General features: G+C 72.7%; 24 protein-coding genes, 1 tRNA gene and 1 other RNA gene. 16 read left to right on the plus strand and 10 right to left on the minus strand.

The genetic code is table 11. The annotated features are described in order from the left end of the window. Positions 1–9: 9 nt before the first annotated feature. From ftsX to GA0070604_RS04640, 6 genes are all read left to right on the plus strand, one after another. A complete protein-coding gene (gene ftsX, locus GA0070604_RS04615) occupies positions 10–885 on the plus strand; it encodes a permease-like cell division protein FtsX (protein WP_091114697.1) in 876 nt (291 codons plus the stop codon). Between the two features lie 133 nt (positions 886–1018). After that, on the plus strand, positions 1019–1498 hold the full coding sequence (smpB, locus tag GA0070604_RS04620; protein ID WP_091114701.1) for an SsrA-binding protein SmpB: 480 nt from the start codon (positions 1019–1021) through the stop codon (positions 1496–1498). 103 nt (positions 1499–1601) lie between these two features. Next, positions 1602–1977, plus strand: a transfer-messenger RNA (tmRNA) gene (ssrA, locus tag GA0070604_RS04625). Between the two features lie 116 nt (positions 1978–2093). Next, positions 2094–2753, plus strand: coding sequence for a hypothetical protein (locus GA0070604_RS04630; protein WP_141721230.1), 660 nt, complete (start codon positions 2094–2096; stop codon positions 2751–2753). Positions 2754–2872: 119 nt separating this feature from the next. After that, positions 2873–3343, plus strand: coding sequence for a hypothetical protein (locus GA0070604_RS04635; RefSeq protein ID WP_091114709.1), 471 nt, complete (start codon positions 2873–2875; stop codon positions 3341–3343). Positions 3344–3383: 40 nt separating this feature from the next. After that, positions 3384–4442, plus strand: a complete 1059-nt coding sequence (locus GA0070604_RS04640) for a hypothetical protein (RefSeq protein ID WP_091114711.1) — start codon at positions 3384–3386, stop codon at positions 4440–4442. Here the strand turns inward: GA0070604_RS04640 and mdlC are convergent. Continuing rightward, positions 4414–6009, minus strand: coding sequence for a benzoylformate decarboxylase (gene mdlC, locus GA0070604_RS04645; protein ID WP_091114715.1), 1596 nt, complete (start codon positions 6007–6009; stop codon positions 4414–4416). The two genes, GA0070604_RS04640 and mdlC, sit on opposite strands and share 29 nt — an antisense overlap. 146 nt (positions 6010–6155) lie before the next feature. Next, positions 6156–6959: an S-methyl-5'-thioadenosine phosphorylase gene (locus GA0070604_RS04650; protein WP_091114718.1), complete on the minus strand. Its 804-nt coding sequence runs from the start codon at positions 6957–6959 to the stop codon at positions 6156–6158. 154 nt (positions 6960–7113) lie between these two features. Here GA0070604_RS04650 and GA0070604_RS04655 point away from each other — a divergent pair, with 154 nt between their 5' ends. Together GA0070604_RS04655 and GA0070604_RS04660 are read left to right on the plus strand one after the other, a co-directional pair. Further along, positions 7114–7704: a YqgE/AlgH family protein gene (locus tag GA0070604_RS04655; RefSeq protein ID WP_091114725.1), complete on the plus strand. Its 591-nt coding sequence runs from the start codon at positions 7114–7116 to the stop codon at positions 7702–7704. Between the two features lie 90 nt (positions 7705–7794). After that, positions 7795–7867 (plus strand) — tRNA-Ala (locus tag GA0070604_RS04660). 325 nt (positions 7868–8192) lie between these two features. Here GA0070604_RS04660 and GA0070604_RS04665 read toward each other — a convergent pair. Continuing rightward, positions 8193–9584 carry an MFS transporter gene (locus GA0070604_RS04665; RefSeq protein WP_167363395.1) on the minus strand — a complete coding sequence of 464 codons (1392 nt, stop codon included), beginning with the start codon at positions 9582–9584 and terminating at the stop codon, positions 8193–8195. 72 nt (positions 9585–9656) lie between these two features. On the opposite strand from GA0070604_RS04665, the gene GA0070604_RS04670 reads away from it, so the two are divergent. Continuing rightward, on the plus strand, positions 9657–10736 hold the full coding sequence (locus tag GA0070604_RS04670) for a DUF5937 family protein (RefSeq protein ID WP_091126902.1): 1080 nt from the start codon (positions 9657–9659) through the stop codon (positions 10734–10736). 101 nt (positions 10737–10837) lie between these two features. On the opposite strand, the gene GA0070604_RS04675 is transcribed toward GA0070604_RS04670, so the two are convergent. From GA0070604_RS04675 to mgrA, 4 genes are all read right to left on the minus strand, one after another. Further along, positions 10838–12373 (minus strand): MFS transporter, encoded by a 1536-nt coding sequence (locus tag GA0070604_RS04675; protein WP_208601969.1) that lies wholly within the window; start codon positions 12371–12373, stop codon positions 10838–10840. Between the two features lie 126 nt (positions 12374–12499). Beyond that, positions 12500–13003 carry a hypothetical protein gene (locus GA0070604_RS04680; RefSeq protein ID WP_167363396.1) on the minus strand — a complete coding sequence of 168 codons (504 nt, stop codon included), beginning with the start codon at positions 13001–13003 and terminating at the stop codon, positions 12500–12502. Between the two features lie 329 nt (positions 13004–13332). Further along, positions 13333–15558 (minus strand): DUF4153 domain-containing protein, encoded by a 2226-nt coding sequence (locus tag GA0070604_RS04685; protein WP_244161742.1) that lies wholly within the window; start codon positions 15556–15558, stop codon positions 13333–13335. 284 nt (positions 15559–15842) lie between these two features. After that, entirely contained in the window at positions 15843–16832 is a 990-nt protein-coding gene (mgrA, locus tag GA0070604_RS04690) for an L-glyceraldehyde 3-phosphate reductase (protein ID WP_091114739.1), read from the minus strand. A gap of 140 nt (positions 16833–16972) precedes the next feature. On the opposite strand from mgrA, the gene GA0070604_RS04695 reads away from it, so the two are divergent. The 6 genes from GA0070604_RS04695 to GA0070604_RS04720 all read left to right on the plus strand — a co-directional run bounded on the left by GA0070604_RS04695 (position 16973) and on the right by GA0070604_RS04720 (position 22229). After that, positions 16973–17941, plus strand: a complete 969-nt coding sequence (locus tag GA0070604_RS04695; RefSeq protein ID WP_091126903.1) for an aldo/keto reductase — start codon at positions 16973–16975, stop codon at positions 17939–17941. Between the two features lie 7 nt (positions 17942–17948). After that, positions 17949–18446, plus strand: coding sequence for a hemerythrin domain-containing protein (locus tag GA0070604_RS04700; RefSeq protein WP_091114742.1), 498 nt, complete (start codon positions 17949–17951; stop codon positions 18444–18446). A 53-nt stretch (positions 18447–18499) separates the two neighbouring features. Further along, positions 18500–19744 (plus strand): sensor histidine kinase, encoded by a 1245-nt coding sequence (locus GA0070604_RS04705; RefSeq protein ID WP_091114744.1) that lies wholly within the window; start codon positions 18500–18502, stop codon positions 19742–19744. After that, positions 19741–20391 carry a response regulator gene (locus GA0070604_RS04710; protein ID WP_091114747.1) on the plus strand — a complete coding sequence of 217 codons (651 nt, stop codon included), beginning with the start codon at positions 19741–19743 and terminating at the stop codon, positions 20389–20391. Before GA0070604_RS04705 ends, GA0070604_RS04710 begins: the two co-directional genes overlap by 4 nt. A 77-nt stretch (positions 20392–20468) precedes the next feature. Further along, a complete protein-coding gene (locus tag GA0070604_RS04715) occupies positions 20469–21542 on the plus strand; it encodes a hypothetical protein (RefSeq protein ID WP_091114750.1) in 1074 nt (357 codons plus the stop codon). A gap of 192 nt (positions 21543–21734) precedes the next feature. Continuing rightward, positions 21735–22229, plus strand: a complete 495-nt coding sequence (locus tag GA0070604_RS04720) for a hypothetical protein (RefSeq protein ID WP_091114754.1) — start codon at positions 21735–21737, stop codon at positions 22227–22229. Here GA0070604_RS04720 and GA0070604_RS04725 read toward each other — a convergent pair. After that, entirely contained in the window at positions 22128–23222 is a 1095-nt protein-coding gene (locus GA0070604_RS04725; RefSeq protein ID WP_091114759.1) for a GlxA family transcriptional regulator, read from the minus strand. The genes GA0070604_RS04720 and GA0070604_RS04725 overlap by 102 nt on opposite strands. Before the next feature lie 70 nt (positions 23223–23292). Here GA0070604_RS04725 and GA0070604_RS04730 point away from each other — a divergent pair, with 70 nt between their 5' ends. Then, entirely contained in the window at positions 23293–24591 is a 1299-nt protein-coding gene (locus GA0070604_RS04730; RefSeq protein WP_091126904.1) for an MFS transporter, read from the plus strand. 31 nt (positions 24592–24622) lie between these two features. On the opposite strand, the gene GA0070604_RS04735 is transcribed toward GA0070604_RS04730, so the two are convergent. Both GA0070604_RS04735 and GA0070604_RS04740 read right to left on the minus strand, forming a co-directional pair. Beyond that, a complete protein-coding gene (locus GA0070604_RS04735; RefSeq protein WP_091114762.1) occupies positions 24623–25363 on the minus strand; it encodes an RICIN domain-containing protein in 741 nt (246 codons plus the stop codon). A 58-nt stretch (positions 25364–25421) separates the two neighbouring features. After that, on the minus strand, positions 25422–25706 hold the full coding sequence (locus GA0070604_RS04740; protein WP_091114763.1) for a DUF427 domain-containing protein: 285 nt from the start codon (positions 25704–25706) through the stop codon (positions 25422–25424). Between the last annotated feature and the right edge of the window lie 95 nt (positions 25707–25801).

Consider the following 25801-nt stretch of genomic DNA (forward strand, 5'->3'; position numbering starts at 1 on the left):
AATTTCCCGATGCGGATGAAGTACGTCCTGTCCGAGGTACTGGTCGGACTGTGGCGCAACGTCACCATGACGATCGCGATGATCATCACGATGACGGTGTCGCTGTTCCTGCTGGGCTTCAGTGGCCTTCTGTACCAGAAGGTCGGCGACATGAAGGAGCTCTACTACGAGAACGTCGAGGTCTCGATCTTCCTCAAGACCGACGTCGACGAGCAGCAGCGCACCGACCTCCAGGCCAAACTGGACGCGGACCCGCTGATCAAGGGCGTCACGTACGTCGACAAGCAGCAGGCGTACGAGCGCTTCCAGAAGATGTACGCCGACGCCCCCGATCTGGTGAACGCCATCAAGCCGGACCAGCTGCCCGAGTCGTTCCGGCTCAAGCTGGTCGACCCGGAGCAGTACAAGAACATCTACGACCAGTACAAGACCACCGAGGGGGTCGACGAGATCGTCGACCAGAGCAAGCTGCTCGACAAGGTCTTCGGCGTGCTCACCGGCATCCAGAACTTCACGCTGTTCATCTCGGTCGTGATGGCCGCCGCCGCGTTGCTGCTGGTGGCGAACACCATCCAGGTCGCCGCGTACAGCAAGCGGCGCGAGGTCGCGGTGATGAAGCTGGTCGGTGCCTCCAACTGGTTCATCCAGGCGCCGTTCGTGCTGGAAGCCGTGGTCGCCGGCCTGATCGGTGCCGTCCTCGCCCTGGGTGGGTTGATCGCCGGGAAGTTCGTCGTCGGAAACGGGTCGCTCTCGGCGCTGGAGGGCCTGATCACCCCGGTCTCCTGGTCCGAGATCCTGCTGAGCTTCCCGCTGATGGCCGGCATCGGTGGCCTGGTCACCGCGATCACCGCCTGGGTCACGCTCCGCTTCTACCTGCGGGTCTAGTTACCGCGGACGGCTCTCCCGAGGGCCCTCCCGCGCCCGGAATAAACGGCGCGGGAGGGCCCTTGTAGTTCCGGTAGCATGATCCCGCTCCGTGGCCGCCGGTCGCGGACCGATCGGAAGGGAGGTGGCACCGATGCCACGGGAAAAGGGCCGCAAGGTGGTCGCCTCCAACAAGAAGGCACGCCACGACTACGCCATCCTCGACACGTACGAGGCGGGCATGGCGCTGACCGGCACCGAGGTCAAGTCGCTGCGGGCCGGGCGGGCGTCGCTGGTCGACGCGTTCGCTCAGGAACGTGACGGCGAGCTCTACCTGCACGGCATGCACATCCCGGAGTACACGCAGGGCACCTGGACCAACCACGAGCCCCGGCGGACCCGGAAGCTGCTGCTCAAGCGGCTGGAGATCGACCGGTTGGTCGGCAAGACCCGGGAGAGTGGTCTCACCCTGGTGCCGTTGCAGGTCTACTTCCACGACGGCTGGGCGAAGGTGGAGATCGGCCTGGCCCGGGGTAAGAAGGCGTACGACAAGCGTCAGGACCTCGCCAAGCGGGACGCCGAGCGGGAGATGACCCGTGCGGTGGGCCGGCGCGGTAAGGGGATGGCTGAGTGAAATGACCGGTTTGTCCCAGTGTTGGGCTCCGGCCGACCTCGGGATGAATCCGGTTGCGCCAGGCGTTAGGCTTGGTGGTGCTGCCGACAGGGGCAGCCGTCGAGGGGGTGACTGGTTTCGACTTCGTACGTTGCGGCAGGGGAAGCGAGCCGAGGAAGCCGACGTCGTCTCGTGAATCGTTCGTCGGAAAACAATAAGCGCCAAGCAGAATCGCGCTGACTTCGCTCTCGCCGCCTGAGGCGAGTAGCAAGTCTGTCGGCCTGGGAGTGCCTTCGACCCAGTTAGCCGGCATCAGCTAGGAGGCTGGCCAATCGGACCCGGTCGCGGGGTCCGTGCGGCGAGATCAATCAGCGACTGGGCCCGTCACACCGACTCGCTCGCGTGATCGGAGGGGCCGAGTAGAGGCACAGCGAGCTGCGCTCGGAGAAGCCCTGACAAGGCGGCGAAGGACCCGGGTTCGATTCCCGGCACCTCCACCGTTGAAGGCCCTGAGAGTGTCCGACACTCTCGGGGCCTTTTTCTGTGCCCGCCCGGCCGGTCACATCCCGGCGGCGAGGGCGGGCGCGGGTCCAGGCCACCGCCTAGGCTGCCGCCTGTGACGAACGAGAGGATCCCACTCTCCGTGGGAGCCGGACCCGGCCAGCGGGCCTTCGCCGCGGTGGTGGGCGTCGTGTTCACCGGTTTCGGAGCGATCTTCGTGCTCCTGCCGTTGATGGCCGACGGCCTGCTGACCAGGCTGACCGGCCACAGCGACCCCTTCCCGTCGTACGACGACGCCCGGGACCTGCCGCCCGGCATGCTCCCGCCGAGCCTGCACGGTGACGCCACCCTGCCGGGGCCGGTCCGGTTTGTCGGGCTGTGCGGACTGCCGTTCGTCCTGCTCGGGCTCTATCTGCTGCTGCGGATGCTGCGTACCGCCGCCTGGCTGGACGGCACCCGGGCCTCCGTACGCGGCGCGTTCGGCACCCGCACGGTGGACCTGGCCACCGCCGAGGTCCACGGCGGGGTGATCGCCCACCCGGCCGGCCGGGAAGCGCCGGTGCCAGCGCCGGCGATCGTCGCCCGCGACCCGGACACCGGCCGCCGGGTCACCATCCCGTTGCGGGGGATGGGGCTGGCCACCCTGCCGCCGTACCAGCTGCGGGCGCTCGCCGACGCGATCACCGCGGGCCGGCCGAGCAGCGACCGGAACGCCGACGCGCACCTCCTCGCCGGCCAACTGCGCACCATGGCGGACCAGCCGCTGGGCCGGTAGGGGCTGGTGGGCCCGATGGGGCGCATGGGGCGAATGAGGCGCTCGGGGGGCCTGGACAGCCGCCCGCGTACGGGTTCACCATCTCCGTACGCGGTAGCGCAGCAGCGCGGGAGGTGCCCATGGTCACCGGTCCGATCCAGCAGCCGTCCACGGTCGCCGCGGCGGCCCGACCGCCCGCCGCACGTCAGCCCCGGCCCAGTTTCCTCGGCGACGTGCACGCCCTCGCCCGGGCGCTCGCCGTGCCGGCCGGGGAACCGCGCTGGCGGGAGCGACTGATCCTCCACCTCAGCCCGGTCCGGCAGGGCTTCGCCGAACACGTCCGGGTCACCGAGGGGCCCACCGGCCTCTACGCCGCGCTGGTCCACGAGGCGCCCCGGCTGGATCGCGGGGTGCGACTGCTGACCGGCGAACACACCGCCATCACCGCGGCGATCATCGCCCTGCAACAGGCGGTCGCGCTGCCGGCCGTATCGGCCGAGGAGTTGCGGGACCGGGTCGGGCGGCTGCTGGAGGCCCTTGACCAGCACCGCCAGCGCGGTGCCGACCTGCTCTGGGAGGCGTACCACGCCGACCTGGGCGGGGAGGACTGACGCCGGGAACCGGCGCGGCGGGAGCGACGTCAGAACAAACATGCGTCGCTCGGTTGCCCTGCTCTGCCTGCCCCTCCTGGTCGTCACCGGCTGCGCCCGGGCCGGATCGGATCCGACCCGGGTGGGTCCCGCGGTCACGCCGCTGCCCTCCGGGGTGGACCATCGCTGGGAGGCGTTCTACCAGCGGGCCGTGGAGATCGCCGACGCGTGGCGACCCGGCGAGGCGTGGCGCGGCGGTTACGTGCCGCTCCAGGACGCCACCGTGCTGAGCGGCGACCCGGGCTTCACCGACGAGACCAAGCTGGCCTTCAGCTCCGGCTGGTACCGGGCGCGGATCGGGCTGCCGACCGCCACCCCGGCCGACGGGACCATCCGGTTCCCCGACGGCACGCTGCGGGTGCCGCTGGTCAGCGCCGCCGAGGCGTACGCCCAGCTCGATCAGGGGGACCCGCCGCCGTGTCCGGACCGGCCGAAGGCGCCCCCGGCGACATCCGCGCCGGGGCGGCCCAAGCCTGGCGGGCCGACGATCGAGCCGGGGCCGGACGGACTGGTGCCCACCCGCCCCGGGCCGGAGACTCCGGTCTCCACCGAACTGGCGACCCCCTGCGTGCCGTTGACGGTCAGCGGGGTGAAGCTGGGCAGCGCCTCCGTGCGGACCAGCCGGGGCGTCGCCGAGGTGCCGGCCTGGCTCTTCACCGTGGCGGAGCTACGGGTGCCGGTGGCCCGGCTCGCGGTCGCGTCAGGCGCGGTGGGCGCCGTACCGGAGGGCGTGGCACCGACGCGGTCGGTGCCGGACGGGGTGGTCTCCGTGGTGAGCCTCGACGCCGTGGACGGCGCCCGACTCGACTACCGGCTCGGGTTGGGCGCGTGCGACAGCGGCCTGACCCCGCTGGTGCTGGAACGGGACGACGTGGTGGTACTCGGGGGCGGGGTGACCCGGTCCACCGGCCCGTGCACCCTGCAACTGGTGATGAAGCCGACGAGTGTCACGCTGCGGGCCCCGCTCGGCGACCGGGTGGTGCTGGACGTGGGCGGCGGCGGCCCGGTCACGCTGGAACAGCGCCAGGGCACTACAGGATGCCCGGCACCTCCGTGCTGATCGGCACCGGCAGCACGGTCGGCCGGTCGGCGGCCAGCGCGGTGTCGAGCGCGACGCCGAGGCCGTCCAGCGACTCCACCACCTCCGCCGCGCAGCCGTAGCCGCGCGCGACCGCGGCCACGTCCAGGCCGGGCAGGTCCAGCGCGGGCACCCCGGGCGTGTGCTTCAGTTCGGCGAACGCCTTGAGGATCGCGTACTGCTGGTTGGCCGGCACCACGACGGCGAGCGGCAGGCGCAGCTGGGCGGCGGTCCACAGCGCCTGCACCGAGTAGTGCAGCGAGCCGTCGCCGACCACCGCCACCACCGGCCGGCCGCGCCCGGTGTCCCGCTCGGCCAGGGCGATCCCGACCGCCGCCGGCAGGCCGAAGCCGAGACCGCCGCTGGCCATGGTGAAGTACGACCGCGGCCGGCTCATCCGCAGCCGGCGGCGCAGCGCGGCCAGGTTGGACGGTGACTCCTGCACCAGTACCCCGTCGGCCGGCCAGTGCCGGGCCAGCGCGGCGAAGAGCGCGTCGGCGCTCGGCGGGGTGGTCGCCGCGGGCGGCTCCGGGGCCGGTCGGGCGGGTGGCGCCGGCCGGTCCGCCGGCGGCAGCAGCTCCAGCAGGCCGGCCAGTGCCAGCCCCGGGTCGCCGAGCAGACTCTCCCCGACCGGGGCGCGGGCCGCCTCGTCCGGATCGTCGGTGACGTGCAGGAGCCGCGCCTCGGGCGGCAGGTAGTCGCCCGGCACGTGCGGGTAGTAGCGGAAGACCGGGGCGCCGACCACCAGCACCGTGTCGTGCCCGCGCAGCGCCTCCGCCAGCGGGCCGATCGCGTACGGCAGGACGCCCCGGAAGTGCGGATGGTCCTCGGGGAAGACGGACCGCTCCGGTGCCGGCGCGGACCAGACCGGGGCGGCCAGCCGCTCCGCCAGCGCCACGGCGGCCGGCCAGGCGTCGGCCCGGTCCACCGCCGCACCGAGCACCAGCGCCGGGGTGCGGCCGCTGGCCAGCGTGGCGGCGAAGTCGCGCAGCCGGTCCGGGTCGGGGGCGAACCGGGTGGCCACCGTGCGTACCTGCGGGGGCGGGTCGGCGGGCTGGTCCCAGTCGTCCATCGGCAGGGAGAGGAAGACCGGCCCGGCCGGGGGTTGCACCGCTGTGGCGTACGCCCGCATGAAGGCGGCCGGGATGTCCTGGGCGCGGGCCGGCTCGTAGGCCCACTTGACGTACGGCTGGGTCAGCTCGACCGCCCGGCGGCTGGCCAGCCGGGGCTCCAGCAGCAGCATCTGCCGGGTCTGCTGGCCGGCGGTGACGATCAGCGGGGTTTTGTTGTGCCAGGCGGTGACCAGGTTTCCCATGCCGTTGCCGGTGCCCGGGGCGGTGTGCAGGTTGACGTGTGCGGGGTGACCGGTGGCCTGGGCGTACCCGTCGGCCATGCTCATCGCCGACGCCTCGTGCAACGCGTGCACGTAGCGGAAGTCGGCCGGGAAGTCCCGCAGGAAGGGCTCCTCGGTGGAGCCGGGGTTGCCGAAGACGGTGGTCAGGCCCAGGTCGCGGAGCAGGTCGTACGTGGTGTCGCGAACGGTTGCCATCGCCGAGCTGCCTCCGGTGTCGCCGAGACCGGAGACGGTGCTTGGTGATCAGCTCTCCGGCAAGCCGAATGTATCGGGCATCAGCTGACTTTTCGGGTGCTTGCCGGGTTCGTGATAGTAGGTGGTACCACGGAAGTGGGCGGCGGTCAGGGCAGCGGGAAGGGCAGCTTGATCCCGTCGAGCGCGTGCGGGCACGGGCAGGCCCGCTCGGCCGGCAGCGCGGCCACCGCGTCCAGCAGCACCCCGCGCAGCCGGTCGGTGTTCTCCGCGAAGACCCGGAAGACCTCCTCCTGGGTGACCGTGTCGCCGGCCTCGACGCCCGCGTCCAGATCGGTGACCAGCGCGATCGAGGTGTAGCAGAGGGCCAGCTCCCGGGCGAGCACCGCCTCCGGGTGGCCGGTCATGTTGACCACCGTGCCGCCGATCGAGGCGAACCAGCGCGACTCGGCGCGGGTGGAGAAGCGAGGGCCCTCGATCACCACCACCGTCCCGCCGTCCACCGCCGGCACGTCGCGCCCGGTCGCCGCGTCGAGCAGCGTCCGCCGCCCCGTCGGGCAGTACGGGTCGGCGAACGGGGCGTGCACGGCACCCCGGTCGTAGTAGGTCTGGGCCCGCCCGCTGGTGCGGTCGATGAGCTGGTCCGGCACCACGAACGTGCCCGGGCCGAACTCGGGCCGCAGCCCGCCCACCGCGCAGGGGGCGAGCACCTGGCGTACGCCGAGGGAGCGCAGCGCCCACAGGTTCGCCCGGTACGGGATCAGGTGCGGCGGGTAGCGGTGGTCGCGTCCGTGCCGGGGCAGGAACGCCACCCGCCGGCCGCCCACCTCGGCGATCGTCACCGCGTCCGACGGTGGCCCGTACGGCGTTTCCAGCTCGTGCTCGGTGGCGCCGTCGAGCAGGGCGTACAGCCCCGACCCGCCGATCACTGCCAGTTCCGCCGTGGGACCCATCCCGGCCCTCCCTCGTTCCGGTCGCGATCACCTGCCGCTCAGACCTTAGCCAGCGAGCCGGCCGCAGGCTATCGTGCGTGGCATGGCGTTGACAGCGCGGCTGATCGACGGCGTCGAATCCGCCGCACCGGTGTACGGCTGACGGGTGTCGGACATGCAGGGTGAGGGACAGGCGATCGGTGGCCGAGCCATGGAGTCGATGACCGGGCGGCTGCTGGTGGCGACTCCGGCGTTGAAGGACCCGAACTTCGACCGTACGGTCGTGCTGCTGGTCGCCCACGAGCCCGGCGGCGCGCTCGGCGTGGTGCTGAACCGGGCCACCGAGGTGGCGGTCGCGGACGTCCTCGGCGACTGGAGCGAACTGGCCCGCGACCCCGCCGTGCTCTTCGAGGGCGGCCCCGTGCAACCCGACGCGGCCATCTGCCTGGCCCGGATGCGCCACCCGGTCAAGCCGGTGAAGGGCTTCCACCGGGTAGCCGGCGCGGTGGGCACCGTCGACCTCTCCGTCGACCCGGAGCGGCTGCGCGACGCCATCGGCGGGATCCGGGTCTTCGCCGGCTACTCCGGCTGGGGTGCCGGGCAGTTGGAGCAGGAGATCGAGGAGGGGTCCTGGTTCGTCCTCGACGCCCTTCCCGGGGACGCCTTCGTCGACCGGCCGGACGACCTCTGGCCGATGGTGCTGCGCCGGCAGGGCGGCATGATGGCGGCGGTGGCCCACTTCCCGCCGGACGTGGCGCTGAACTGATCCGGCGACGGGGGGACCCCCGCGAGATGACCATGCCGGCCGGCGTGTGTATAGTTCTCTGCGTGCCCGGGCGACCGGGGACGACAGCAAGGGGCCGTGGCGCAGCTGGTAGCGCACCACACTGGCAGTGTGGGGGTCAGGGGTTCGAGTCCCCTCGGCTCCACTTGCGGTTACGCAAGTAAACCGACATCAGTCATCGACTGATGTCGGTTTTTTGCGATCTCTGGTCACAATCACGGTCACGCGACCGCCCCACACCGGCCTTCTCAAAATGCCGAGGAGCTACGGCCGGAAACGGCCCTCTGCCGTCGTCGATCCGGAACGAGCCGAGCAGACCGCCGCCCGGCACGCCAGCGTCCGAACCTGTGTCCAGGTCCGTTTGACGTGGCGTGCCGGGCGGTGGCGTCGGCACGGTGGCGGAGGACTTCACGATCAGGGTGAGCCGGGATCAGGCGTTGGTGCTCTCAGGGCGGGTAGCCGGGAGGGGTCTACCCTCCGACCTTCACAGCTCTGGACGTAACAGGCTCGCCGCGAACGCTCTTGGTCAGGTGAGCATCGACGGCCGGGCTTGCGCCGTCTGCCACGGCGTGACTCATGGACTGCCCAGGCGAACGGTGCAGACCATGCCGTCGGGTGCTCAGGCGCACCGTCGCAGCGCCCAGCAGGGTCGTGGCGGCCAGCGGCAGCCACAGCGCCGCCGCGCCCAGGCTGAGCAGGCCGGTGATGATGACGGGATCGACGGCCCGGGCCAGGCCGTAGCTGAGCTGCCAGCGGGCGAGCGCGCGCCCCATCAGATGTGGTGGCGCTGACTCGATCACCAGCGGCACGCTGCTGCTGGTGTAGAGAATTTCACCCAGCGTGTAAGGCGCGATGACCAGCGCGACGAGCACCGTGCCGGGGCCGCCGCCGGTCGCCCCGCCGAGCCAGAAGGCGAGGTAGGAGGCCGCGAGCAACAGGCCGGACCAGAAGAGCACGGTGCGGTGCGGCCACTTCGCAAGGCGCACCACGACGACCAGTTGCAGCGCAATCACCATGACGGTGTTGGCGGCGAAGATGCCCGAGGGCCACGCCAGGGACGCGTGCAGGCTCTGCAGCAGCAGCAGCGGCAGGGCGATCTCGAGGATGTCGGCGTAAAACGCGTACGGAATGCCGGCCAGGGCCAGGATGGTAACGGCGCGTAGGTCGGCACCGCGCGCTTCCTTCGTTGCCGCAGCCGGGGCGGGGGCCGGAACATCGTGATGGGGCAGCGGCACCCGGGCGATCACCGCCGCGCCGAACGCGCACCCGAGCGCCGTCGCCAGCGCGAGCCAGCGGAGCACCTCCGGCCCGCCCGCGACCAGAACCGTGCCGAGCAGGGCGCCGGCGCCCAGGCCGGCGTTGCGCAGCGAGCGGCCCGCGGCCAGCGCCGCCGTACGCCGGGCCGGGCCGGCCAGCGCGGCGACCAGCGCGGAATTGGTGGGTGGAGCGATCTGCGTGCCGACGCCGATGAGCACCGCGCCGATCGCGAATCCGGCGATGCCGGGCACCAAGGCAAGCAGTATCGACCCCACCGCTCGCACCAGTAGCGCGGCGACGGCGGGGGCCCGCCGCGCTCCGCGGTCGATCCACCATCCGGCAAGTGGGACGGCGCCGAGGCCGGCCAGCATGCCGATGGCCAGCGTCATACCGGCCTGCCGCGCGCTGAGCCCGATCAGCACGGCGTAGATGACGATGAACGGGCGCAGCATCCCGGAGGTCGCTGCCTCGACTGTGGCGCTGAGCGCGTAGCGGCCGCCGCCCGGGATACGGGCCAGCTCACGAAGCGTCGTACGGGTGGTCGTCACGGCTCCGATCGTCCGGCCGTACGGGTGCGAGGGATCCAGGTTGGCCAGCGTCGTCAATCCATGCCTCGTCGATTGACAAACGACGTCAATCGGTCTGCCCGGGCGTGGGCCCCTGTCATGATCGGTACTGTGGTTACCGCGGTCGACATCGCCGGCGTACCAGCCGATCGGATCCGGATAACGCCGTCGCCGCTCGCGGAGCTCGGCGCGGTGCTGCACGTGCTCGCGGAGCCGCAGCATCATCCGGACACTGCCGCGGCGGTTGCGATGATGGCGGCTGCTCTTCCCGCGGAGCTGGCTCCAAATCTCGAGGAGTTTGGTCTGCTCTGGCACTCCGGCCGGGCCGACTTTCTGTTCCCGTCCGATCCACGGCCGAGCCTGCGCGAGGAACTGGACGACGTCGACCGCCTGGACGACGAGCGCTGGGTCGCTGCGGCGCTCGCCGCCCATCGGGCCGTCTCACCGGCGCCGCGAACGTGGTCGCCGCTGCGTGACCCGATCGTGCGGCAGCGGGCGCTGGCCGCTGCCCGCGCCAGAGGGCCGCGGCAGGCGGCGTGGGCCGAGCGGGTGCTCGCCGATCCGGCCGCCGAGCGCGAGCGGGTACGAAGCTTTCTGCTCGCCTGCGAGTCCGCCTTCTTCGACACGGTCTGGAAACGTGTCCGCCCAGCGCTCGCCGAGGAAGCCGACCGTCGACGCTTCGACCTGGCCCGCGAGGGTATCGGCGCCCTCGGCCGGATCTCGCACGCGATCGGGGTCGACACCGACCGTGGCGTTCTGACGATCGACAAGCTGCAGGACCAGACCGCAAACGGTCGCGGCGGCGGGATGACGCTCATCCCGAGCGCGTACGGCGCACCGCATCTGACCGTCGTGTACGCGCCCGGCTGGCTGCCTGTGCTGCAGTACCCGGCACCGGGCTGGGATCCGCGGCCGGTGTTGCGGGTGGACGAGCTGGATGCTCGGCTGACCGCGCTTGCGCACCCGCTGCGGCTGCGTTTCTGCCGCACGCTCGCCCGAGGCCCGCACACGACCGGCGAGCTGGCCGACTTTTGGCGGGTGACGGCGCCGGAGGTGTCCAGGCACCTCGCGGTGCTGAAGGCGGCCGGGTTGCTGATCTCGGCGCGCCGCGGCCGCTACGTGACGTACCGCCTGGACATGGCGGCCTGCACCGGCCTGGGGCAGCAACTGGTGGACGTCCTCGGGCGCTGAACAGCCAGGACCCGTACGTGGGCAGGCCGGCAGCAACGCGGCGCCGACAAGCTGATCCAGAACTCACCCCTGCGTAGGTGACACGAAGTCCTTCGCGCGGATCAGGACGAAGGACGCGACCCCGGCGGCGAGGGTGACGATCGCCGCGATCCACAGGATCTCGTCCAGGGCGCTGCGAAGCTGCCGCGCGCGATCTCGATGAGCAGGCCGCGCTCCTGCGGTGGGACGGCCGCGAAGAGCCGGCTCACGTTGCCGTTGCGCAGTGCTGTCGAGATCTCGGCGCTGTGCGGGGCGAGCGGGGTGCCGGCCGCCCGGGACTGCACCACGGAGGCCAGCCGGTTGGCGAACAGGGTGCCTAACAGCGCGACGCCGGTGGCCAGGCCGACCTGCCGGAACGTCAGGTTGATGCCCGAGGCCATCCCCGACCGTCGTGGCTCCACGACGCCGACCGCGGTGGAGGCCAGCGGTGGGTTGACGAACCCGACGCCCACGCCGGCCACGATCAGCCCCGGGATCAGGTGGGTCCACGACGAGGTCGCGGTCAGGTCGCGCATGAGCAGCAACCCGACGCCGACCAGGACGAGCCCGGGACCGATGAGGGCGCGGACCGGCACCTTCGCGCTCAGCCGTCCCGCCACGCCGCTGGCGACCAGGACACCGACGGAGAGGACGAGCAGCCGCAGGCCGGTCTGCAGCGCGCTGTATTCGAGCACGTTCTGTAGATAGAGGACCACGTAGAGCAGCATCGAGAAGATGCTGAAGGAGAGGCCGAACGCGGCGATGTCGCCGCCGACGAAGGTGGGCACCCGGAACAGGCGTAGGTCGAACATCGGGTGCCGACTTCGGGTCTCGACCAGCAGGAAGGCGATGAGCAGCACCGCGGCGGTGGCGAAGCAGGCGATCACTGGTGCGGCCGTGAAGCTGCTGCGCCCGGATTCGATGAGCGCGTAGATCAGGCTGGCCAGGGCCCCGGATAACAGCACGAAACCCGGCCAGTCCGGGCGCGTGGCCTGCTCGTCGCGGGACTCGACGACCCGCAGCATGGTCAGGGCCAACGCGATGACGCCGATGGGCACGTTGACGAAGAAGATCCATCGCCAGGACAGGCCCGAGACCAGTACGCCGCCGATGATGGGTCCGACGGCTGCGGCGAGCCCGGCCAGGGCGCCCCAGACGCCGAAGGCCAACCCGCGTTCGGCGCCGCGGAACGCGTTGGCCAGCAGAGCCAGCGAGACGGAGAACATGATCGCCCCGCCGATGCCCTGGAGGCCACGGGACAGTTCGAGCATGAGCGGAGACTGGGCGATGCCGCACAGCGCTGATGCCCCGGTGAAGACGCCCAGGCCGACCACGTAGAGGCGGCGGCGGCCGTAGAGGTCGGCGAGCGATCCCGCGGTCAGCAGGAGGGCGGCGAGGGTCAGCGCGTAGGCGTCGACGACCCACTGGATGTCGGGGAGGGAGGCGCCCAGCGACGCCTGGATGTCCGGCAGTGCGACGTTCACGATCGTCAGGTCGATCAGGAGCATGAAGGTGCCCAGGCTGACGGCCGTGAGGGTCCACCATTTCGGGTCGACGCCGGACCGTGACGGCCGGTGCGGACCTGCGTCGGAGGCGCCGGTCCGGCTCGGCTCGGTCATAGCGGGATGCTGCCGAGGTAGGCACCCTTCCATGTATTTTTAGCTGGATTGTCCGGTTCGGCTTCCCGCCCAGGCGGAACGCCCTGGTGGGGGATCGGCCCCACCAGGGCGTCGGTGGTTCAGGCGTCAGCAGCCGCAGGTGTAGTAGAGGATGTCCCAGTGGTTGCCCTCGTCGGTGTAGAGGTTGCCCGACGGCGCTCGCCACTGGTAACCCCAGCCGGAGATATAGCCCACGTAGGTGTACGCGCTGTTGATCCAGTTGTAGACACAGGTTGTCTTGGCGATGTCGAGCTTGTAGCCGTTCCAGTGGCTGTACGTCCCGCCGGCGTGCCCGGTCTCGGTGCCGCCGGTGATGGTGATGGCGCAACCGCTGGCCCGCTTGAAGGTGATGATGCCGTCGATCGTCGACTGTCGGATGCCCTCGAACGAGGTGCACGTCGGGTTGTTGCGGTCGCTGCAGTTGCCGCTGGAGACCCAGCTGATGCCGGCGTTGCGCAACTGGGTGGTGGCGCTGGCGTGGGTGATCGCGAAGGCGGGGGTGCTGAAGCCGAGGGCGGTGACGACCGCTGCGACGCCCGCGAGGAGCAGGGTGAGCATGCGGCGGCGCAGGGTGCTACGGGTCGTTGACATGGCGTCTCCTGATTCGCGTCCTGGTCGAATATTTGCGAAGCGGAGGCCGGCCTTGGCAATTTCTACCATGCATTGATGTCTGTGACTAGATGATCGCGCCCGTCACATGCGTCGTGACCGCTTTGATGCCTTCTGGCCAGCGAAGATGGCCCGGCAAATGCCGCGTGTCGGAATCCTTCCCAGCCTGACCGGGTGGGCCGTATGGGGTGCGTTTGAGTTGATTGAGTCATCGATGGGTGACAATGTGAATTAGCGGATCGGGGGGCGTGGGACCGGTCGGTTCCGCCGTGCCGCGCGGCCGGGTCGGGGCTGCGCGGCACGGCGGCGGTTTACCGGGTGCCTCGGGTCTTGGGCAGGTCGAACTGGTCGGCCTTGCGGCAGTCCTTCGGCCCGCCGATCGCGTCCGGGCCGAGCCGGTCGAGTTCCTGCCGGGCCCGGTACCGGCCCAGGTTCCAGGCGTACCAGGGATCGGACTCGTCGAGGTCGTCGGCGATCCAGCTCAGCGTGCAGCGGCGTACCGGATCGGGCAGCTTCGCCAGGGCGGGGGTGGCGTCCGCGGAGAGGGCCCGCAGATACCACGCGTCGATCTTGCCGGTCTGCTCGTACCGGAGGATGTTGCGCCGCGCGGCGTAGTCCTCGGGATTGAGCACCGCCAGGCCGAGCAGCATCGCCACGGCCAGGGCGACCGTCGTGCCGGGAATCCAGCCGCCGCGCCACCGGACGCCCGCCGCCAGGATCATCAGGAAGATCGCCCCGAGCAGCAGCTCGAACGCCATCACGAAGATCCGCTCGCCGGTGAAGCTGTACACCTTCTGGTACGTCCACATTCGGGACAGCGCCGACACCACGATCACCACGCTCAGCGCGCTGAGCAGGCCGAGCAGGATCCGCAGCACGGTACGCTCCACCGGCTGTTCCCGGCTGGCCAGGCGGCTCACTCCGCCGAGCACGGCCAGGGTGAGCAGGGTGACGAAGAGCAGCTCCCAGAAGCCGCTGCGGGCGTACTCGGAGTAGCTGAGTCCGGCGACCTTCTGGACGTGCTGTTCGCCGCCGAAGAGCACGGTGAACTGCACCACGACGAAGCCGGCGAAGAGCAGCGTCAGCGCCCCGATGGCGGGGGCCCACTCCAGCAGACCGAGGCGACGGCTGCTCGGCTTGTCCACGGTCGACAGGTCGGGCGGGGCGGCCAGGGTGTAGACCGCCGCGACGGCGATCAGCCCGCCGACAGCGGCCAGGAAGATCCAGCGGAACACGGCGCCGATGCTGATCTCGGGGATGATCGCGGCGAGCGCCTCGGAGAAGGCCGCGTCGGCCGAGGCGAGCAGGGGGCCGAAGACCACGAGCACCAGCACGGTGGCGATCACCGAGCCGGCGACCCGGCGGACGATACCGGCGTCGGGGGAGGCGGTGATGTGCCGGCGTACCCAGGGCAGGCCGCGGAACGCCGCGAACGGCGTCGCGACCAGGCCGAACAGGATCGAGCGGATCAGCCTGCCGCCGACGATGGCCAGGGTCGCGCAGCCCAGTGCGCCGAGCACGCAGAACGTGACCAGCCACCACGCGTTACGGAAGGCGAGGACGGCGAGCAGGGCCAGGGCCGCAGCCGCCCAGCCGCTGCGGATCAAGCGCTCGGTGCGGGGCAGTTCGGCGGTGCGCCGCCGTACCGCCAGCAGCACGCCGAGGGTCAGGGTGAGCCAGCCGAGGAACCAGCCGATGCCGACCCGGCTCAGCGGTACGAAGAACGCGGTGCCCAATGCGCCGGCCAGCACCGCGAGCGGCACAGCGGGTCCGGTGCCCTGCTTCGGGCCGGGCCAGCGGGCGCTGAGGAACGACGTGCGGGGCGTCGGCGGGCGGGGCGCCCAGCCGCCTCCGGGGTGCAGCACGGGCTGCGTCACGACGTACGGCGGCGGATAGCCCGGGGGCGGGGCCGCCGGCGGCCTGGCAGTGGTCTGCGGGGCGGTGGGCGGGATGGTGGGGGGCGGAGACGGCGTCGTGCCAGCCGTCGGGCTGCCCTGGGGTGCTGGTTCGTCGGCTGCGTTCTCGTCGGCCGCGTCCCGGCCGTCCGCCGTCTCGCCGTCCGCGGTTGTGCTGGCCGCCGTCTCGCCGTCCGCCGTTTCGCCGTCTGCCTCGGCGCCGGGTGCCGTGGCGGCCGGGGCCGGGCCTGCGGGTGGGGCGTCCGCAGCGCGTTCGTCGGTTGACGGCGCGGCAGGGACGGCCTCGGCCGAGGCGCTCGGGTTCGACGCCGGTGCGGTGCCGGTAGCGCTCGACGCCGGCGCGGGGTCGGAGTCGGTGTCGGCCGGTGCCGGCGCGCCACTCGCGCCCTCGACGGCCGGCGGGGCCGCCTGAGCGGGAACGCCCGGCGTGGGCACCATGATCCGGGAGCCGACAGGCTGCCCCGGGACGGCGACCGGCTGGTCCTCGCCGGCAGGCAGCAGCGGCACGAACACCGCGTAGCCGCGGGTGCCGGGTGGCACGGCCACCGGGATCGCCCAGGCGGGCTGGCCTTCCTGGCCGGGCCACACCACCCCGGGCGGCGCTCCGTCGAGTGTGGGCATGACGAGCAGGTACGGCGTGACGTCCGCCGGGACGTCACGCCCCGGGGGCCCGGACGCCGGGGGGTGCCGGGGAGAATCAGGCGCCGATGACGTTTCGGACACTTTGCGCTCCTTGATCACTGGGTGCCGTCACTCTAGGCGCACGTTCCGCCCACGGCTGCCCCGTGGCCGAGGCAGGAGGAGATGCCGGATCGACAGCGATCGACCCCGGACGCTTCGTGGTCGGACCGCACCGCACTGCCGTCTGGCGGCGAAATCAGGCGGCGCGGCCCGACCAGGAGAGATCAGCCCAGGTGGCGGTCGATCTCGGCCAGTTCCTCGGTGGTGAAGTCGAGGTGGTCCAGGGCGGCCACGTTCGCCTCCAACTGGCTCACGCTGCTCGCCCCGATGATCAGGCTGGTCAGCCGCGGGTCGCGCAGCGCCCAGGCCAGCGCGAGCTGGGCCAGCGACTGGCCACGCCGCTCGGCGATCGCGCCGAGGCCCCGGATCGTGGCCATCCGCTCCTCGGCGAGGTCGCTCTCGTTGAGGAACACGCTGGTGCGCACCCGGGAGTCCGCCGGGATCCCGTTCAGGTAACGGTCGGTGAGCAGGCCCTGGGCCAGCGGGCTGTACGCGATGCAGCCGGCGCCGACCTGCTCCAGCGTGTCCAGCAGCCCGTCGGTCTCGGTCCAGCGGTTCAACATCGAGTACGACGGCTGGTTGATCAGCAGCGGCGTACCCAGGTCGCGCAGGATCGCCGCGGCCCGGGCGGTCTGCTCGGAGTTGTAGTTGGAGATACCGACGTACAGCGCCTTGCCGGAGCGGACGATGGCGTCGAGCGCGCCCATCGTCTCCTCCAACGGAGTGTCCGGGTCGAACCGGTGCGAGTAGAAGATGTCGACGTAGTCGAGCCCCATCCGGCGCAGCGACTGGTCCAGTGACGAGATCAGGTACTTGCGCGAACCCCACTCGCCGTACGGGCCGGGCCACATGAGGTAGCCGGCCTTGCTGGAGATGACCAGCTCGTCCCGGTAGGGCTTCAGGTCGGTGGCGAGCAGCCGACCGAAGTTCTCCTCGGCCGTGCCGGGTGGCGGTCCGTAGTTGTTGGCCAGGTCGAAGTGGGTGATCCCGAGGTCGAAGGCACGCCGGACGATGTCCCGCTGCCGCTCGTAGGGCCGGTCCGGCCCGAAGTTGTGCCACAGCCCGAGTGAGATGGCGGGCAGGCGCAGGCCGCTCCGCCCGCTGCGCCGGTAGGTCATCGAGTCGTAACGCTCATCAGCGGCGAGGTAGGTCACGGCCCCCGACCCTAGTCCGGGCCGATGCGAGGTCGTCGTGGAGGCGGGGCAGGGTCCGGCCGGTGGACGGCGAGACGGAGGTGCCGGCGGGGACGCCGGAACGGGCGTGCCCGGCCGTCACGACGGGTAGCTTCGAGGCCATGCGCGTCGTGCGGCTCGGCACTCCCAAACCCATCTCCAAGATCGGCCTTGGTACCTGGCAGTTCGGGTCGAAGGAGTGGGGTTACGGCTCCGACTACGAGCGCCGGGCGGTGGACATCGTCCGGCGGGCGATCGACCTGGGCGTCACCCTCTTCGACACCGCCGAGGTGTACGGCTTCGGCCGCAGTGAGCGCATCCTCGGCGCGGCGCTGGGCGACGACCGGGCCAGGGTCGTGGTGGCCACGAAGATCCTTCCGGTGCTGCCGGTCGCCCCGGTGGTGCACCAGCGCGCGGTCGCCTCCGCCGCCCGGCTCGGCGTCACCAGCATCGACCTCTACCAGGTGCACCAGCCCAACCCGGTGGTCGCCGACACCACCACCATGCGGGGCATGCGCGCCCTGCAGGACGTCGGTCTGGTCGGCGAGGTCGGGGTCAGCAACTACAGCCTGCGCCGCTGGCAGTCGGCCGAGGCGGCGCTGGGTCGCCGGGTGCTGAGCAACCAGGTCCGTTACAGCATGATCGACCGCGGCCCCGAGGAGGACCTGATCCCGTACGCGGAGCGGGCCGGGCGCATCGTCATCGCGTACAGCCCGCTCGCGCAGGGGTTCCTCTCCGGCCGGTACGACGCGAAGCACCCGCCGAGTGGGGCGGTGCGCCGGGCCAATCCGTACTTCCTGCCGGAGAACCTGGATCGCGGCGCGGCCCTGATCGCCACGCTGCGTGAGGTGGCCGCCGCGCATGACGTCACCCCCAGCCAGATCGCGCTGGCGTACCTGCTGCGCCACCCGAACGTGGTGGCCATCCCCGGCGCGTCCGGCGTGGAGCAGGTGGAGCGCAACGCCGCCGCCGCCGAGATCGACCTGACCGACGGCGAGTACGCCGCGCTGGCCACCGCCGCCAGCCAGTTCCGGCCGGTCACCGGGCTGGCCGCCGTACCCAAGCTGGTCCGCGCCCGGACCCGGAGGTGATCCGGCCATGGACGACATCACCGCGCTGATCCTCGACGACCACGCCGCCTTCCGGCGGGGCTTCGCCCGGCTCGACGACGCCCACGATCCGGCCGAGATGCTGGCCATCTGGGAGGCGCTCGCCCTGCACCTGAACATCCACGCGGAGGCGGAGGAGGCGATCCTCTACCCGCACCTGGTGCGGCACGGCGACGACGGCACGGAGGAGACCGAGGACGCCATCGGCGACCACAACAAGATCCGCGACGCGATCGCCGAGTCGAGGCGCCACGAGGTCGGCTCGGACGGGTGGTGGGCGGCGGTGTGGCGGGCCCGCCGGGAGAACAGCGAGCACCTGACCGAGGAGGAGGACGAGGCGCTGCCGGACTTCCGCCGGCACGCCGACGTCGAGCTGCGCGCCGAGCTGGGGGCGCGCTGGCTGAAGTTCTACGGCGAGCACAAGAACGGGCGCAACCTGCCGTTCCTCGACAAGGACCCGTCCCGGTACGTGGCTGATCACCGCTGATCTCCCCACTGTGGGGGAGCCGGCGGGGGTGGACGGGGCGGAACAATGGGCGGGTGACGGTACGTGGGGTGCTGGCGCCGCTGGTGCGGGGAAGCACCTGGCGGCGCGGCGTGTTTCTGCTGCTCGGCGGGGTGCTCGCGTTGCCGTACGCGCTGCTCGCGGCGGCCTTCGTCCAACTGCTCGGCAACGAGCGGGTGCCCCGTCCGCTGGGGTTCGGGCTGCTGCTGGTGGGCATGATGATCGCGGCGGTGCCGGTGTTCCTCGCCGGGAGCCGTGCGTTGGAGATCGCCGCCGCCCGGGCGCTGCTCGCGGTCGACCTGCCGGAACCGGCGGTGGGCCACCGGATCGACCGGGAGACCCGACTGCGCGCCGCGCTCTGGATCGCCCTGCACCTGGTCAGCGGCGGACTGGTGCTCTTCGCGGCGCTCAGTGCGTTCCCGATAGCGCTGGTGTTCCTCGCCGCCCAGCTCGGGCTCGACACCGGCGCGACCACGGATGACGGCTTCGGCCCGCTCATCATCGACAATCCGGTCGGCGCGACGCTGGCCGGGGTGGCGATCCTGGTCGGGCTCGGGTACGCGGTGGCCGGTCTCGGCGCGCTCGCCGCGTCGATGGCCCCGGTGCTGCTCGGCCCCTCGCAGGGCGAGCGGATCGCCGCCCTGGAGGCCCGGGCCGCCCGGCTGGCCCAGCGGAACCAGCTGGCCCGGGAACTGCACGACTCGGTCGGGCACGCGCTGACCGTGGCCACCCTCCAGGCCGGCGCCGCCCGGGAGCTGCTCGACGTCGACCCGGAGTTCACCCGGGGGGCGCTGCGGGCCATCGAGGAGACCAGCCGACACGCGATGGACGATCTGGACCACGTGCTCGGGCTGCTCCGGGAGACCGCCGGGGAGCCGGCACCCATCGCGCCACAGCGTACGCTCGGCCAGCTCGATCGGCTGGTGGCCGACACCCGCGCCGCCGGACTGGAGGTGGACGCGCAGGTCAGCGGGGCGGTCGGGGAGCTGCCCGCGGCGGTGTCCCGGGAGGGGTACCGGATCGTGCAGGAGGGGCTGACCAACGCGGCCCGGCACGGCCGTGGCCGGGTGACCGTGCGGGTCGACGTACCCGGGGAAGCATTGGAGATCGAGCTGGTCAACGGGCTGCGGGGTGGGACCGGGCCGCGCGGCGGCGGGCGCGGCCTGGACGGCATGCGGGAGCGGGTGCTGCTGCTCGGCGGCCGGCTCGACGCCGGCCCGGCCGGCGACCGCTGGCGGGTACGGGCCTCGCTGCCGGTGCCCAGGGGGGAGAGCGGGTGACCATCGACGTGCTGATCGTCGACGACGACGAGCTGATCCGGGTCGGGCTGCGGGCGATCATCGACGCCCAGCCCGACCTGCGGGTGGTCGGCGAGGCGGCGGACGGCGCGGAGGTGCCGCCGCTGGTGGCGAAGCTGCGCCCCCGGGTGGTGCTGATGGACGTGCGGATGCCGGCCATCGACGGCATCCAGGCCACCCGGCGGCTGCTCGCCACCTCCGCGGACCCGCCCCGGGTCCTGGTCGTCACCACGTTCGCCAATGACGAGTACGTCTACGACGCGCTCCGGGCCGGAGCCAGTGGCTTCCTGCTCAAGCGGGCCCGCCCCACCGACGTGGTCGAGGCGATCCGGGTGGTGGCGGCCGGCGAGTCGCTGCTCTTCCCGGCGGCGATCCGCCAGCTCGTCGGGGCGTACGGGGGCCGGGGCGGGGACGGGCTGCGCGCGGCGCGGCTCACCGACCGGGAGGCCGAGGTGCTGCGCCTGATGACCGCCGGACTGTCCAACACCGAGATCGCCGAGCGGCTCGTGCTCGGGGTGGAGACGGTGAAGACGCACGTTGGCAACGTGCTGGCCAAGCTGGGCGTCCGGGACCGGACGCAGGCGGTGATCGCCGCGTACGAGTCGGGTTTCGTGGTGCCGACGGGCTGAGGCGGTCACCCCAGCGGGGGAGGCGGTCCATCCCGGCGCGGGAGGGGTGGTGGGCCGGTCCGGTCGAGGGTGGAGTCATGACGACGACATCGACAACCCGGCCGGGCCGGGCCGCCCCGCTGGCCGCCGGCTGGCTCGGTCTGTGGGGCGTACTCGCCATGGTCGGCACGCTCACCGGTCACGGCTATCCGCTCGGGGCCAACGACGCGTACGGCGAGGCGAGCCTGCTGCGGCTGCTGCCGGTCCGGTACGGCCCGCCGGTCTTCGCCGTGGTGCTGCTCGGCGCCGCGGTGGCCGCCCTCGCCATGGTGGGCACCGCCCGCCCGTCCCGGCCGCTGCGCGGTCTGCTGCTGGCGTACGGCTGGGCGGTGGCGGTCCTGCTGGCCGTGGTAGTGCCGGACGTGCGGGTGCTGATGATCCTGGCCTACCTGCCCATGCTGATCATCGGCGCGCCGTTCGGCTGGCCGCCCGTCGACTACGCGGAGATCTTCAACTGGACGCTGGCCGCGAAGTTCTCCGGGCTCGTCGCCGGGGTGCTGCTCGCCGCCGCCGTGCTGGCCTGGCAGCGGCGTACCGCGGGGTCCTGCGTGGCGTGTGGCCGGGACGGCGACGAGGCGGGCTGGACCACTCCGGCGGCCGCCGCCCGTTGGGGACGCTGGGCGGCGTGGTCGGCCGCCGCCATCCCGCTCGTGTACGCGGCCACCCGGTTCGCCTGGGTGCTGGGCATCCCCCTCGGCCTCTCCCGGGAGTTCCTCACCGAGATGCACGACAACGGACTGGTCTGGGCCGGCGCCGGCCTCGGCGCGTTCGCCACGGTCGGGGCGGTGCTCACCATCGGGCTGGTGCGGCGCTGGGGCGAGGTCTTCCCGCGCTGGCTGCCCCGGCTGGGCGGCCGGCGGGTGCCGCCGCTGCTCGCCGTCGTTCCCGGCACTCTGGTGGCGATCGCGGTGACCGCCGGCAGCCTCGGCGAGCTGGCCAACTCCGATTTCTGGCAGATGGCGGGCGGGTTCAGCTCGGCCAACGCCCCGATGCTGCTCTGGCCGCTGTGGGGGCCGGCGCTCGGCGCCGCCACCCTGGCGTACCACCTGCGCCGCCGCGGGGCCTGCGCGAGCTGCCGGCGGCCCTGGCCGGGGCCGGTCGCCCGGGCGTGATCCGGGACTGGGCGTGCGGTCACCCGGTCGAGGCGGCGCTGGCCGGGTGACCGCTCCCCGCCGCCGTGGTGCCTTCCTTCGCGCGCTCTCGACCTGATGTCGCAAACGATTCACGGCCTCCTGCCCTGCCGGTCCTCGTCCGGGTGAACCGGGTGCGGTAGCCGGGGCGTCGCCGCCCGGGAGCGGGGTTGGATGCGGGTCATGGACGGCGTGGACGCCGGGGAGTTGCGGCGGGCGTACGAGGCGGTGCTCGCGGAGGTGGACGCGGGCGGGTTCGGCCCGCCCGGGGACGGCGAGCTGAGCGCCGAGCAGATCGTCGCGCACCTGGCGGCCAACGACGAGTTGATGAGCGAGGCGACGGAGGCGGTGCTGGCCGGTTCGCCGTTCGCGTACTACGACCTGGAGACCATCCACCGGCCGCAGCTCGACGCGCTGGTCTCCGAGTGCGGCGGGCTGGACGGGCTGGCCGCGCTGCTGCGCGCCACCAGCCAGAAGCTGTGCTTGCTCGCCGAACGGCTCGGCCCGGCCGCGGAGACCCCGGTCGACACCGTGCTGCGGGAGGGCTTCGACCTGGACGTGGACGAGTCACTGCCCTGGGGCCGGGCCCTGGACCTGCACACCCGCGTCCACCTGCCGATGCACCTGGCCCAACTGCGCGCCCTGCGCCGACAGCCCCACCTCGCCTGACGGCCCGGCGCCGGGCGGCGGCTCAGCGGGGCGGCGGAAGGTGTGGCGGTAGGCGGTGGGGGCGACGCCGACCCGGTGGTGGAAGTGCTGCCGCAGGGCGGCGGCGGTGCCGAAGCCGGCGTGGCGGGCGACCTGGTCGATGGTCAGGTCGGTGGTCTCCAGCAGCAGCCGGGCGTGATCGGTGCGCTGCTGGAGCAGCCACTGCGCCGGGCTGAGCCCGGTCTCGGAGCGGAAGTGCCGGGTGAAGGTGCGTACGCTCATCCGGGCGTGCGCGGCCAGGTCGCGCAGGGCGACCGGCTCGTGCAGCCGCTGCCGGGCCCACTCCCGGGTGGCCGCGGTGCCGGTGCCGGTCGCGCGGGGGACCGGGCGTTCGATGTACTGGGCCTGGCCGCCGTCCCGCCAGGGTGGCATGACGCAGCGCCGGGCGGACCGGTTGGCGACCGCGCTGCCGTGGTCGGTGCGGATGACGTGCAGGCAGAGGTCGATGCCGGCGGCCACCCCGGCCGAGGTGAGCACGCCGTCGTCGATGAAGAGCACGTCCGGGTCCAGTTCGACGCCGGGATGCAGCCGCCGGAACAGGTTCGCGAACGCCCAGTGGGTGGTGGCTCGGCGGCCGTCGAGCAGGCCGGCGGCGGCCAGTACGAAGGCGCCGGTGCAGATCGACATGATCCGGGCGCCCCGCTCGTGGGCGGCCCGCAGCGCGGCCGTGACGGCGGGGTCCACGGTTCCGTCGACCATCGGTGGGCCGTCGTGGATGCCGGGGACGATCACGGTGTCGGCGGTGCGGGTCAGCTCCAGGCCGTGCTCGGGCAGCACCTGGAAGCCGGCGGTGCTGCGTACCGGCCGCCGGCCCGGGGTGCACACGTCGACGGCGTACAGCGGCGTGAGGTCCTCGGTGCGGGCGGTGCCGAAGACCTGGGACGGGGTGCCGAGGTCGAGACCGACCACGTGGTCGGTGGCGAGGACCGCGATCCGGTGCGGGACGACAGCCATGGCCCGATTATTGCGTACGATGGCTTTCCGGCCACTCGTCGTGCCGCACGCCGCCTCCGAGACTCGGTGGGTGACTCGACACCGTCTCCACCCGGCCTGGATCGTCGCCGCCGTCGCCTTCGTCGCGCTGGTCGGCGCCGCCGGTTTCCGCGCCACGCCCAGCGTCCTGCTGCACCCCCTGCACGCCGAGTTCGGCTGGCCGCTCGCGACCATCTCCGCCGCCGTCTCGGTCAACCTGATGCTCTACGGGCTGACCGCACCGTTCGCCGCCGCGCTGATGGACCGGTTCGGCATCCGCCGGGTGGTGGCCGGCGCGCTGGTGCTGGTCGCCCTCGGCAGCGGGCTGACCGTCGCGATGACCGCGAGCTGGCAGCTGATCCTCTGCTGGGGCGTCCTGGTCGGGCTGGGCACCGGCTCGATGGCCCTCGCGTTCGTGGCGACCGTGACCGGGCGCTGGTTCGTCCGCCGCCGGGGCCTGGTCACCGGCGTGCTCACCGCGGGCGGGGCGGCCGGCCAGCTCGTCTTCCTTCCGCTGCTCGCCGTGCTGGTGCGCGACCACGGCTGGCGGATGGCGGCGCTGGTCGTTGCCGGGGCCGCGCTGGCGGTCGTACCCCTGGTGGTCTGGCTGCTGCGCGAGCACCCGGCGGATCTCGGTCTGCCGGCCTACGGCGCGACCGAGGTGGCGCCCCCGGCGCCGGCGGCGGGCGGGGCGGCGGCCCGGGCGGTCGGCGCGCTCACCGCCGCCGCGCGGACCCGGCCGTTCTGGCTGCTCGCCGGTGGCTTCGCGATCTGTGGCGCGACCACCAACGGTCTGGTCGGCACCCACTTCGTGCCGGCCGCCCACGACCACGGCATGCCGGAGACCACCGCCGCGGGGCTGCTCGCCCTGGTCGGCGTCTTCGACATCGTCGGTACGGTGGCCTCCGGCTGGCTCACCGACCGGATGGACAGCCGGCTGCTGCTCGGCGCCTACTACGCGCTGCGCGGCGCGTCACTGCTGGTGCTGCCCAGCCTCTTCGCCGGCACCACCGGGCCCAGCATGCTGGTCTTCATCGTCTTCTACGGCCTGGACTGGGTGGCCACCGTGCCGCCGACCGTGGCCCTGTGCCGGGAGCACTTCGGTGCGTCCGGTGCGGTGGTGTTCGGCTGGGTGTTCGCCGCCCACCAGGTCGGGGCGGCGGTGGCGGCGACCGGCGCCGGGCTGGTCCGCGATCAGCTCGGCGAGTACACCCTGGCCTGGTACGCGGCGGGCGTGTTGTCGATCGGCGCCGCCGGGCTCTCCCTGTTGCTGCTGCGCCGCCGCGACGGCGAGCCGCCGGTCGCGCTGCCCGTCGCGGTCGGCCGCCGGGCCTGGAGCTACCGGGGCTGAGCCGCCCGCCCGGCGGGCCGGGGTTGGCGGGTCAGCCGAGCGCCCACTGCTGTTCGGGTGCGCCGGTGCAGGGTGCCTGTTCGAGTGGGGCGCCGGGGTCGGTGCCGGCGCCGGCGACCTGCGCGCACTTGCCGCTGTGCACGGCGACCAGCAGCACCGGGCCGGTGCCGGCCGGGGCGAGCCGCCACTGCTGGTTGGGCTGCCCGTGGCAGGACCACTGCTGCACGGCCATGCCGTCGTCGGCGCTCTGCCCGTAGACGTCCAGGCACTTGCCGTTGGCCGCGTTGGTCAGGGTGAACGCGTCGCCGTCGACCGGGGTGGCCACCCACTGCTGCTCCGGGCCGCCGGTGCAGTCGGCCAGCACCGCCCGCGCGCCGTCGGGATTGTCGCCGGCCACCCCGACGCAGCGTCCGGACGGCACCCCACGGAGGACCGCGGGGCCACCCGCGGGGGGCGCGGCCGGGGGCGCGGTCGTCGGCGTCGCCTCGGTGGTGGGCGTCGCCTCCGAGCTGGGCGTCGCCTCGGTGGTGGGCGTCGCCTCCGAGCTGGGCTCGGCCGTGCTCGACTCGCTCGCCACGCTCGTCCCGGCCGCCGCCGGCTGGTCGCCGCCGCCGACGCGGAGCACGCCGCTGGCGAAGAACACCCCGAGGAGTACGCCGAACACGGCGACGCCCAGCGCGATCCGCATCAGCGGGTCCTGCGGCAGGCGCAGACGGAACCCACGGGTGGTGCCGTAGACGGTGCCGGGCGGGTCGGTGCGTGGCTCGGACATGGGGGCATCCTGACCCACAGCCACCGCCGATGGCCAGCCGCCGCGAGGGGACCGTGATTCAGGCGACGACCCGGACGTCCTTCCAGAACGCCACCCGGTCGCGGACCAGCTCCGCCTCGGGCTTCGGGTCCGGGTAGTACCAGACGGCGTCCGGGCTGGTCCGGCCCGCGTGTTCGAGCGTGTAGTACGACGCGGTGCCCTTCCACGGGCAGAACGTGTGCGTGGCCGAGTCCCGGATCAGGTCCTCGCGCAACGCGGTGCGGGGGAAGTAGTGGTTGCCCTCGACCACCACCGTGTCGTCGCTCTCCGCGACGATCAGGTCGTTCCAGACGGCTTTCGGCATGCCTCCACGCTATGCCCTCTCGCGACCGGCCGGGAGTGCCGGCAGCGCGCTCGCCGCCGGTCGGCTTCCGGTGGTCGTCGTGCCGCCGGGCCGTC

The sequence above is a fragment of the Micromonospora eburnea genome, from assembly GCF_900090225.1.
In the GTDB taxonomy this organism is placed as follows: Bacteria; Actinomycetota; Actinomycetes; order Mycobacteriales; family Micromonosporaceae; genus Micromonospora; species Micromonospora eburnea.